General features: G+C 43.9%; 11 protein-coding genes. All 11 read left to right on the forward strand.

What is annotated here, in order from left to right:
• Positions 1-339: 339 nt before the first annotated feature.
• Positions 340-2187 carry a glycoside hydrolase family 43 protein gene (locus E5331_RS13225; protein ID WP_420813809.1) on the forward strand — a complete coding sequence of 616 codons (1848 nt, stop codon included), beginning with the start codon at positions 340-342 and terminating at the stop codon, positions 2185-2187.
• 177 nt (positions 2188-2364) lie between these two features.
• Entirely contained in the window at positions 2365-4092 is a 1728-nt protein-coding gene (locus tag E5331_RS13230) for a tetratricopeptide repeat protein (protein WP_123483389.1), read from the forward strand.
• A 141-nt stretch (positions 4093-4233) separates the two neighbouring features.
• A complete protein-coding gene (locus E5331_RS13235; protein ID WP_123483390.1) occupies positions 4234-4602 on the forward strand; it encodes a hypothetical protein in 369 nt (122 codons plus the stop codon).
• Positions 4603-4652: 50 nt separating this feature from the next.
• On the forward strand, positions 4653-4877 hold the full coding sequence (locus E5331_RS13240; protein ID WP_136013259.1) for a hypothetical protein: 225 nt from the start codon (positions 4653-4655) through the stop codon (positions 4875-4877).
• Between the two features lie 96 nt (positions 4878-4973).
• On the forward strand, positions 4974-6167 hold the full coding sequence (locus tag E5331_RS13245) for a vitamin K epoxide reductase family protein (RefSeq protein WP_136013260.1): 1194 nt from the start codon (positions 4974-4976) through the stop codon (positions 6165-6167).
• A gap of 99 nt (positions 6168-6266) precedes the next feature.
• Complete coding sequence (locus E5331_RS20410) at positions 6267-6443, forward strand: hypothetical protein (RefSeq protein ID WP_168355234.1); 177 nt, start codon at positions 6267-6269, stop codon at positions 6441-6443.
• 380 nt (positions 6444-6823) lie between these two features.
• A complete protein-coding gene (locus tag E5331_RS13250) occupies positions 6824-7696 on the forward strand; it encodes a GLPGLI family protein (protein WP_123483392.1) in 873 nt (290 codons plus the stop codon).
• A 111-nt stretch (positions 7697-7807) separates the two neighbouring features.
• A complete protein-coding gene (locus tag E5331_RS20415) occupies positions 7808-7969 on the forward strand; it encodes a hypothetical protein (RefSeq protein WP_168355235.1) in 162 nt (53 codons plus the stop codon).
• A 72-nt stretch (positions 7970-8041) separates the two neighbouring features.
• Positions 8042-8881, forward strand: coding sequence for a GLPGLI family protein (locus E5331_RS13255; protein ID WP_123483393.1), 840 nt, complete (start codon positions 8042-8044; stop codon positions 8879-8881).
• Positions 8878-11457, forward strand: a complete 2580-nt coding sequence (locus E5331_RS13260; RefSeq protein ID WP_136013261.1) for a carboxypeptidase-like regulatory domain-containing protein — start codon at positions 8878-8880, stop codon at positions 11455-11457. The genes E5331_RS13255 and E5331_RS13260 overlap by 4 nt, the downstream gene beginning before the upstream one ends.
• The coding region (locus E5331_RS13265) for a cysteine peptidase family C39 domain-containing protein (RefSeq protein WP_275441208.1) at positions 11454-11994 on the forward strand (541 nt) is incomplete at its 3' end. The genes E5331_RS13260 and E5331_RS13265, both read left to right, overlap by 4 nt.

Genomic DNA, 11994 nt, shown 5'->3' on the forward strand with positions numbered 1-11994 from the left:
TTTTTTTGATGTGAAGGGCACCTTGCGGAATCGATTCTGCAAGGTGCCTTTTCTATTTTTAGTGATCCCTGAAATAGCACCCGAAAACAACACCTAAAAACAACTTAGGGGTAATTTTCATTGCGATAATGTGCATTTTTTCATCATTCAATCTATTTCTTATCCTATTTGAATGATTATCGCACGTCAGTATTAGAATTTTGAATTATCTTTGCCAAAGAAGTGGCATCAGCCTCTCTAAAATTTGTAACTAAACCAACAACGACTTTAAAATTCATAATGAAAGACCGAAACATTTTCAGAAATTTTATTGCGGCATCATGCCTTGCAGCCCTCGCAATGCCTGCCCTGGCACAGCAATCCCCAATGAACGCTTATCTCTTTGCCTATTTCACCGGTAATGATAAGAGAGATGAATCAATCAAGTTCGCTGTCAGCCGCGATGGAGTGAACTTCACTGCCCTCAACGACAACGCCCCGATAATCGACTCACGTCTTATCAGCGAGACCGGCGGCGTGAGAGACCCGCACATCATACGCTCCGAGGATGGGAAGCATTTCTATATGGTCGTGACCGACATGGTATGTGCCAACGGTTGGGACTCAAACCGTGGTCTGACCCTATTGAAATCGGACGACCTCGTAAACTGGACCCCCTCTGTCATAAATATCCAGAAAAGATACAAAGGTCATGAGAAACTGAAGAGAGTATGGGCTCCACAGACAATATATGACCATGATGCCGGGAAATATATGGTGTATTGGTCGATGCAGCATGGCGACGGTCCGGATATAATCTACTACGCCTACACCAATGACGACTTCACGGATTTCATCGGCAAACCGAAACCACTCTTCATACCTAAGAATAAGAAATCGTGTATCGATGGCGACATTGTGTATAAGGATGGTGCCTACCACATGTTCTACAAGACCGAAGGTCACGGCAACGGCATAAAGAAGGCCACCACCAACAAACTGACCTCCGGAAAATGGACTGAATATGACGACTATAAGCAGCAGACGGATAAGGCTGTCGAGGGTGCCGGCGTGTTTAAGCTCATTGACTCCGACAAATACATACTGATGTATGACGTGTATATGGATGGTAAATATCAGTTTACCGAGTCTACTGACCTCGACAACTTCAAGGTGATCGACTCATCCGTATCAATGGACTTCCATCCGCGCCACGGAAGCGTGATGCAGATCACGGATGAGGAGTATGACCGTCTGACAAAGGCATTCCCCTCCTATCTAAAGGGGGCATCCAATCCGGTGCTGCCGCAATTCCATGCCGACCCGGAGATAATGTATTCGGAAAAGACCGGCAAATATTACATCTACTCCACCACCGACGGTTATCCCGGTTGGGGCGGCTCCTACTATACCTGCTACTCTTCGCCCGACCTGAAGGACTGGCAGTATGAGGGCGTCACTCTCGACACTGCAACGGATCAGGTGCCATGGGCTAACGGCAACGCATGGGCTCCCGCTATAGAGGAGAAGAAAATCAACGGTGATTACAAGTATTTCCTCTATTTCAGTGCAAATCCTGTCACCGACAATGGCAAGCAGATAGGCGTGGCTGTTGCCGACAACCCGACAGGTCCGTTCAAGGCTCTCGACAAGCCGATAATCACAGAGTCGCCTGTCGGTCATGGTCAGCAGATTGATGTAGACGTGTTCACCGACCCCGCAAGTGGGAAATCATATCTCTATTGGGGCAATGGCTACATGGCAGGTGCCGAGCTGAACGACGATATGCTCTCAATCAAGCCGGAGACTATCACCGTGATGACACCCGAGGGGGGCACACTCGCCGACTACAACTTCCGCGAGGCTCCATACGTGATCTATCGCAATGGCACGTACTATTTCATGTGGTCGGTAGATGATACCGGTTCACCCAACTATCATGTGGCATACGGCACCTCCGACTCTCCTCTCGGTAAGATAACCGTGGCAGAGAATCCCGTGATTCTCTCCCAGATAGGGAAACGCATCGGCACCGCCCATAACTCTGCCCTCAACATCCCCGGCACCGATGACTGGATCACTGTCTACCACCGCATCAACCCTGCATATAAAGAGGGCAAATACTCACCGGGCACACACCGCGAGGTATGCATCGACCGCCTGATATTCAACCCCGACGGCACAATAATGCCCACCACACCGCAATAACCCTCAATCAAAACCTACAATAGCACGGAGTCTGTATGGAAATTACCATACGGGCTCCGTGTTCTATTTTGATATATATTTTATTCCAATTTGATATATATTTGGATTTTTTATTATATCTTTGTCAAGTGAAATCTTGAAAAATTAAGATTAAAACCCACCATAGTAATTCTTGACATGTCAAAAAGCATCCGCATACTGCAATCATTGATCATCTGCATGATATTCTCATGCTGCAATAATTCCAATTACGATTCCTCTCTGGCAAGACTGGAGAATTTATCATCCATCTCCCCTTCCGAGGCATTGGATTCATTGTATGCCATTGATTATGATAAGCTGTCAGCCTCCGACAAGCATTATCATGACTTCCTTTCCGTAAAGATTGCGGATAAGGCATACATGACACACACGTCTGACAGTCTTATCCTGAAAGTGATTGATTTTGAATCCAATCACCGCAGCAACGGCCGTTATGCCGAGGCATTATACTATGGAGGGAGAGTCTACAGCGACTTGGGGGATTATCCGACGGCATTAAGCTACTTCCAAAAAGCCCTGGAGAATCTCTCACCAGACCCATCCAACGATTTCATGAAGGCCAATATACATAGCCAATACGGACGCCTGCTCACATCTATGCGCCTTTATAACGAGGCGATACCCCATATTGAGAGCTCCTTACAAATAAGCAGACTGCAAAAGGATACCGTCAATATAATATACGATCTGCAACTCCTTGGCGGGACATGCTTTTTGGCAAAGAACTATAACTTGGCAGAACAATATTTTAAAGAGGCATTGCAACTCAGCTACAATCAACCGCCATTTCATTCTGCAAAATCATTGATGTATCTGGCAGTAATAAAAGCCAAGTCCGGACAAAATGACTCAGCCCTGTCATTAATAAGGGATATTCCTGACAAAGTGAAATCAACAATACGTAACGATGCTCTCGCCTACGCATCCGACATATACCTTAAAGCAGGTATAGTTGACACTGCATATCTGTATGCTCATGAGATAGTCAACAGTCCCGATTCCGCTCCGAGAGAGATAGGGTATCAGGTCCTGCTCTCCCCAAAATTAAAAAATATCATATCCCTTGACTCCATATATAAGTATCTGGAAGAGTATCGGAATCGGCTTGAGAATTTCTATGATGAGAATGAGATACAATTGGCAATTACGCAGCAGACACAGTATAATTATCAGATGCATGATCGGGATAAGGAGAGGGCGGAGAATGCCTATATAGTGTTGATGTGGGTATTGGTGGCTGTGTTGGTGGTCTCTGCCTCACTTATTATCGGTATCCTTTATTTCAAGAACAGGAATAAGTCAAATATCATCAAATTTCAGGATGCCCTAAAGAATATAGAGGAACTGAAAGATGAACTGAACGAGGCATTAAAAGCAAACGAGACATCAGAATCTGACGTTTCCGATGTGCCCTCATCATTACAGAATTTTAAAGAGAGGGAGATTAAACTTCGCCAACAACTGAAAGATGAACTTCTCTCTTTATACGAGAATGTTGACGAGAATAAAGAAATCCCTCTTGAGATTCTTCAATCTGAAGTTTATCGGAAGCTTCAGACGTTGATAACCGATGGAAAAATCATAAAGGATAATGACCCAATCTGGAAAGAGCTTGAGGAAACGGTACTGACCTGTTCGCCAAAATTCATCTCCAACCTCAACCTGCTTACTTTAGGGAACCTGACCACGATAGAGCTACAGACAGCCCTTCTTATAAAGTGTGGCGTGAGACCCTCTCAGATGGCAATTATATTTGGGAAAAGCAACGGAACGATTGTTTCCAGAAGAGAATCACTCTGCATGAAGGTTCTCGGCAAAAAAATGGGAGTCAAAGTCATTGACGCAATAATCCGCTTATTATAAGCAATTTAACCTCTTATAAAAAAAATGACGGGTGTGTACCCGTCATTTTTCCGTCATTTTTCCGTCATTTTTCCGTCATCGTTTTTTTGTACTTTCCTTAATAATATTCATAATTTTGCGGAAACTAAATCGAAATAACACATGAAAAAAGTTTCCACATTAACATTCATCATCACCTTGATGATTTCAACCCTGTTTTCCAAATCAGCAATAGCAGAGAATCAGGATACCTATAACGTACCTATGCAAAAGGTAGAGTCCTATAAGATTGACCGTGATGGTCGCAGATCAATTGCCCATCCTATAATCTGCGTCATCAATAGGGATGGTACTGTGTCAGGGATACAACCGGAAGAGATTAACACTTACGAGATATGGGATAATACCGGTGAGATATGCATTATGTCAAGCTCCTCTCCCAAAGAATTCACAGATTTTATTTTCACATATCCCGACAACTATCAAATAAGAATCACGGCAGATGATTTCTATCTGATAGGTCGTCTGTAAATTCCAGAATAATTGAATTCCCATAGTATATAAACCCATAAGCTAATCTCATGCTGTCTCAAATATTGATCAAATATAGCAGCCTATTTCTGAAAGGTGTTGACAAGAACGGTCTCAGGATATTCCTGGAGTCTTCTCCTATGTATCCGAACCTACTCTCCGCCATCCAGACCCTACAATATGTCGGGTTAGACTGTAATGCCGGTCAATGTGATTGGGAATATCTGGAGAAACTCGGCTCTCCATTCCTTCTGCATCTGAAACATGACCAATAGGAAATCCTGATTATTGCAAAATGGGATAATATCCGTCATTCGCTGAAAACTTATAATCTGAAAAACAAGCGATGGGATATAACGGATAGAGCGGATGTGGAACGTTTCTGGAATGGGGTGGTGATATACACGAACGACCGACAGACAAGAGAATCCAATGGTTGGCAATTTGGGATTTTTATCCTGATCATATTTGGAATATCCCTACTTGCAGCCATTTCTCTCCATCATGATAAGATGGCTGCAATCTATTACATCCCTATGATTTTAGGTTTCGTAATAAGCTGCTGTCTCTATATGAAATCGGATATGCCTTTAGGGGGGATGATTGACAGGCTATGCAACATATCGACTGCTACAGATTGCGAACGTGTGGATAAGTCTTCTTACAGTTCTGTTGTAGGATTCAAGATGAATTGTCTGGCTTTAGCATTCTTCCTGTCCCAACTGGCAGCCTCCACAATCACGGTATTGATGGAAATATCCGGAAATCTAAGTTCCTTATATTCCATCTCCGCTGCTGCAATACTTCCGATGATTGGATATTCAGTCTATGGTCAGTTCAAGGTCGGCAAGATATGTCCGTTGTGTATCCTTGTTGCTGCCTGTGTTGCCGCAGAGGCTGCCATGTTTATAAGTATGTCCCGGTATTCCATAAATATAAAGATATGTGTACTCTGGTCCGGAATATTCCTGATTACGGCACTTACATTAAGGCTCATCTCAGACTATCGCTCAAAAAATAATGAACATGCTGTTGAGGAGATGGCGTTGCTGAGGCTAAAACGTCGGGAAGAGATAATTTCATTGGAAAGCACTCCAATAAAGACAATTGAATCGCCAATATGGTTTGGGGATAAAAATTCTCCAATCAGGGTGACAACCGTAATCTCACCGGGATGCAACCATTGCCGTAAGGTTGTTGCAGAATTTATCCCATTACTGAAAACCGGATTGAGATTCCGATGGGATATAGTGCTTGGGGCAACCTCAAAAAAGGATTCACAAGTAATTGACAGGTGGATTCAAAAATATCTATCTGACAAGAATGACTTATTCAAAGAATTATCGGTATGGGGCGGCGGTAAAGTTCCGAACTTACCATCATCTGATCTGAATACAGGGAATACCAAAATTTCTGAAATCAAAAAGAGTTTCAATATACTGATCTTAGGAATGAATATTTCAGGATTTCCCAAAATTATTCTGAATGACAGATTATTGTCATCCATTTACACTTCCTCAGATTTGGAATATATAATTACTGACAAAGTAGCTACTCTAAAATGATATCATTTTCAAAAGCAGGTTGCAAAACAACCTGCAAACGTAAGTCGCAACGCGTTATGATGCGACAAATTTTCAATTTCAACCCTAAAACACAACAGTATGAAAGAGATTTCTAAACTTCAACTCATCTCCTTGACCGGAGGCTGGGCCAACCCGGAGAAATGTAGAGATGTGCAGTATATAGCCAATGAGATTCAGAACCATCCGGAACTTTTAGAGGAGTTTGATTGGAGTATTTGGTGTGATGCTTTTGATATGTTCTGCTTAGGCAGCTAATAAATGAGAAGTAACCAGTCATATTAAGACACCATATTCTGAAAATTTATGGTCGCATGCTTGAACCAAAGATTCAAAACGTCCATGCAAGCGAGATTGGTAACTATCTCTTAAGAATTGATGATGGTTTGATGCGTTTTGCAAACATAACTTTCACAAATTTTTAAAAGATTACTTAATAGGATGTTCATTTTGATATAACAAATTTCAATAATATATCAAAATTTGGACTCAAAATCCAAACTTGATTTATCTTAGGATATATGACATTTATTTCAAGTTGTCTACGAAAGAAAGTCAATCCAAAATTTGGGATATTAAACTGGACATCCTAATTACCAAACACTCTCAATATATTAATTTATTATGGAAGATAATCAATGCGAATATTAAGTTATCATAATATATCGTCATTATCATTTTACCATTGTGTAATACGATTAATTGTAGGTATTCTTTTCAGTTGCTCTTGTTTCGAAGGATTTTGCTATGATTATGTTGAGAATAATGATTCTGCTTTAATAAAAGTTGTCTATCGTCGAACTATGGCAACAGATACCATTAACCCAATGGGAAACTCCATTGAAGAGAATCTCATTTTAAAAGCCAATTCTAATCTGAGCATCTTTTACTCAGAAAAACTTTGGGAATGGTGGAAAACAATAGCGTCAGAAAAAGGGAATATAATTAATTACTTCTTAGATCGGAACTGGCACAATTCAATTGCCGGATTAGAGTATAACATAGTCTACCGTAATTATACGCAAAATCTCACTATTGATCATCAAAGATATGATCTGACCAATTGGGAACTTGTAGAGAGTATCGAACGTCCGGAATGGGTTATATGTGACAGTGTTTGTACTATTCTTAACTATGAGTGTGTAATGGCCAAGGCAAATTTCCGAGGGCGCATTTGGACAGCATTTTTCACACCGGAAATTCCGATTAAGGAGGGTCCATGGAAGTTATGCGGTCTGCCGGGTATTATACTAAAGGCATCGGATTCCAAAAATCATTACTCTTATGAGGCGACAGAACTATTCACAAGGAATGTGGGGATAGTTGAATTTCAAATGAAGCGAAATCGAATTAAGATAAAAGACCGTCGAAAAGGGCTACAATACCGAAGAAAATGTCTTTCTGAAGATATCTCAAAAAAGATACAGGCTGCATACGGTTTAGATATAAAAAAAGTTAGACATACTCCTAAAAATTATGATTTTGAGGAGACCGACTATCCTCACGAATAAGACTAAAATGATATCATTATATTCCGAGAAGCAGGCATTGAAACGACCTGCAAACGCTAATACGTCTCGCGTACAAGAAGATAATAATACAACTATTTTTAGTTACTTATCATGAAAAAGATTGACATTATAAGTTTGATGAATCTCATGGGAGGAGCAACTCAAATAAATTGTGCAGACCTTCAAAAATTTGCCAATACAGATGGTCACACTTTTACTGACGAGCAATGGAATCGATGGGCTGATGCCTGGGAGGCTCATTGCATGAAATAATTGAGTATTTATGGTAATGCAGCAGGCTTCCATATTTATATAAGCCTGCTGCATTCTTTAACATTTTATTTTATGATAAGAAAATTGCTTATTGTGTTATCCTTTCTGTCTACCCTTTACTCACCGGCTAAGACAAGAGAGGTGCATGTAATCGACACTGCAAGAATTAAAATAGTTTACGAGCGCATAATGGTGCTTGACACGTTGTGTCCAAACAAACGATTCAAGAATGACATCTTATCTCTGTTTGCAGGCGACCGTGCCAGTGCTTTTTATTCAGAAGAGAATAGGACTGACTTAGAAATGCAAGATAATCCAGAATATCTTTTAAGAAGTTTTAAAGATCCGGAATTGTCTAAAAATTTAGCGGGACTGGAGAACGAGGCTATTTTCCGAGAATATGATAAGAACCTTCAGACAGTACATCAAAGATATGATCTGTCAAACTGGCAATTGAATGAAGATATTGAGAAACCTCAGTGGGAAATACAAGACTCAATAATCAATATATTGGGTTATGACTGCGTAATGGCATCATCTCAATATAGAGGAAGAAGATGGACTGCATTCTTTTCTCCGGAGATAGCAATACCTGAGGGTCCTTGGAAACTTATAGGATTGCCCGGCATCATTCTGAAAGCGTATGACAATAAAAAAGAATACTGCTATGATGCTGTCGAAATCAATACAGACAAACCAGGATTGGTAGAGTATTATAATTATAGAGACAGACTTATAATAAAAGACCGCATAAAGGGATTGATCCATAGATACAGTGCACAGAAGTCAAACATAAAAGAGAAAATACAGGCAGCTTACGGAATTTCCAATATGGCTGTCAGGACTGATAGCACACAGGACAAGAGATACGATTTCGAAGAAACCGACTATCCTCACAATAAAACGAAATGAAATATCTGCTTGCATTATACATACTCCTTGTAAACTGTTCTACCATCATGTCGCAGACTGTTATCAAAGGTAACGTGTCAGAATCCGTTTCCGGCAAATCCATTGTGGGAGCAAATGTCATGGCAAAGAATCTCAATGGCAAACTTATCGGATTCTCTTTATCTGATGAGGAGGGAAAGTTCTCCATAAAGATTAATGAGTCTGCCGACAGCCTGTACATAAGCTCCACAATGATTGGCTACAAACCATTCTCTACAAAAATAAGAGTTGATGACACTCCTCTTACCATTATAATGGAAGAGGGTGCGTTGCAGCTACAGGAAGTGGTTGTAAAGGGAGACCGTATCCGGGAAAATGGGGATACCATCACATACAATGTAGGCAGCTTCGCCCAGAAGCAGGACAAGACAATAGGCGACGTGCTGAAACGTATGCCGGGCATCGATGTGGCGAACAACGGGAAGATACAGTATCAGGGCACTGACATAAACAAGTTCTATATCGAGGGGAATGACCTCCTCGGAGGCAAATACGGGATCGCCACAAACGGCATATCACATGAGGATATCGGTGCCGTCGAGGTGATGGAGAACCATCAGCCGATGCAGGTGCTCCGAGGACTCAGCTTCTCCGACCGCGCGGCGATAAACCTCAGGCTCAAGAACAGGGCGAAGGCAACATTCCTCGTCCACGGAACGCTTGCCGGAGGTTGGTCGCAGCAGCCGGAGGGGGGATTATGGTATGGGGATATATTCACGATGATGGTGACAGGAAGGTACCAGATGATAACCACTTTCAAGGGGAACAACACCGGCGACAACCTATCCGGGCAGTTGGCGGACTTCACGGCGGAAAGGCCAGACGAGTCAATGCAGGGGTACATCTCCCTGGCACCTCCGTCAACCCCGAACCTGCAAAGGAAAAGGAGCTTCCTAAACAGGTCGTGGATGGTGTCGTCAAGCCATCTGGTAAAGACACGGCATGACGGTGAGTTCAAGGCACAGGTGGACTACAGCAATGACCGGGTGACCGCCCAAGGGGAGAGCAGGACGACGTATCTCCTCGAATCGGGAGACAGGGTGATCCTTGAGGACAGGAACTCCCTCTCCCACCGCAATGCCCTGACCGGGAAGTTCTCATACGAGGTAAACCAACGGGCATATTTCCTCAACAATACCCTGTCGGCTGACGTATCGTGGAACGACATGACGCTCAACACCACGGGCACGCTCGCAAACACCCAGACCGCGAGGATGCCGGAGTATTCCGTGAGCAACCTCCTGAAGGGAATCAGACGGTTCGGCAACAGGCTCGTGACATTCACAAGCCGCAACGAGTGGAACTCTCTGCCCGAAAGGTTGACCGTCAACCATGACGGCAGGGAGTACGGGGAACGTATCAGGCAGCATGCTTTCTACACGGATGAACGTGCCGCTCTCGGATTCGTGTTCAGCGGGCTGCACCTCTCACTGAATGCAGGCATATCCGGATATTTCCGGAATCTTGACACCGATATATGGGGAATCGAAAGCCCGAATATAGCCGATGGGGAGCAGCTGACCACAAACTACATGCGTGTGTTCGCCGCCCCTAAACTGGAATGGGGCTACCGCAAACTTGAACTGATGCTGAACGTGCCGCTCAACATGTATTCCTATTTCTTCTCCGGTGGGCTTCAGGACAGGACGGAACTCTTCATATCCCCGTCGCTGTCGGTAAAGTTCCGGTTCACACCGAGGATGGCACTCACCCTGCGCGGGTCCGCACGACGCTCCCCGGCATCACTGCACAACATACATGACTCATCGATCATGACCGACTACCGCTCATTCTCATCAGGAATTGATGACTACTACACATCGTCGGGGCAGTCGGTGGCTGCATCATACTCTTACCGCAACTCACAGGCGGGGGTATTCCTCTCCGCAATGGGCAACTACGGTTGGAACAGGTCGAAATTCGGTACCGTGCAGAATATCGCCGGTGACTACATCATTCATTCCTACAGGGAGATGCCCTCGAAATCACGCAATGCGATGGCTATGCTCAACTTCAGCAAGACCCTTGACTTCATACGCGGGTCGGTGAGGCTGCAGGGCAACTACCGGAGGACGGATAACAGCATGCTGTCGCAGGGGGTGATGACCGACTACACCAACGACTCATTCCTGCTGTCACCATCCCTGATCGGCAACATCTCATACCTACTGAACTGGACACTCCGTTTCTCATGGGACAAGTCGATGATGAGGATCTCCGGCATGGACAGCCGCAGCTCCGACAACTTCATCTATTCAGGCAACATCACCCTGACCCCATGCAGCCTGCTGACATGGACCACCGGAGGGGAGTTCTACCGCAACCAGATTGAATCCGGACGCTACAAGGAGATGCTGATGCTCGACACAAAGCTGACTTTCAACATCAGCAAACGGCTCGAAATATCAGCATCCGTGACAAACCTCCTCAACCGGCGCAGCTACAGCTACACCACCTACGGTACCCTATCACAGGTTGAACGATCAAGCCAGCTCCGTGGACGCGAGTTCCTGATATCCATATATCTGAAAAAATGATGAATCTGTTTCGTTCAAAAGCAATCAAATGGATCAGGCAGCATGACTCCATGCAGTGCGGAGTGGCATGTCTTGCGATGATATGCCGGCATTACGGCAAGTGTTACAGCCTCGAATATCTTGACGGGTTCTGCCATGCAAACGTGGCAGGGGTCTCGATGCTCGGCATAGCCGAAGGTGCCGGATGTGTGGGACTGGAAACCTCGACTTTCGCAGCGACCACAGATGAACTTGTGGAAATCAAGTTACCCTGCATACTGCATTGGAACCAGAATCATTTTGTGGTGCTCTATGACATTTCCAGAAATGGAGGACGCTACAGAGTGGCTGACCCCGGGAAAGGTCTGATAGACTACTCCCGGAATGAGTTGGAAAGTCATTGGATAAGCAATCGGACGGATGACGGTCCAAGCGGAATTGTGATGCAATTGGAACCGACGGAAAAATTTTACCGGCATGACCATGATAGGAATGGAGAGAAGCGTTCCTTCCGTTTCATGATGGGGTATCTGCGGCAATATAAGAGGTATTTCTTTC

The organism is Lepagella muris (assembly GCF_004793975.1).
Lineage (GTDB): Bacteria > Bacteroidota > Bacteroidia > Bacteroidales > Muribaculaceae > Lepagella > Lepagella muris.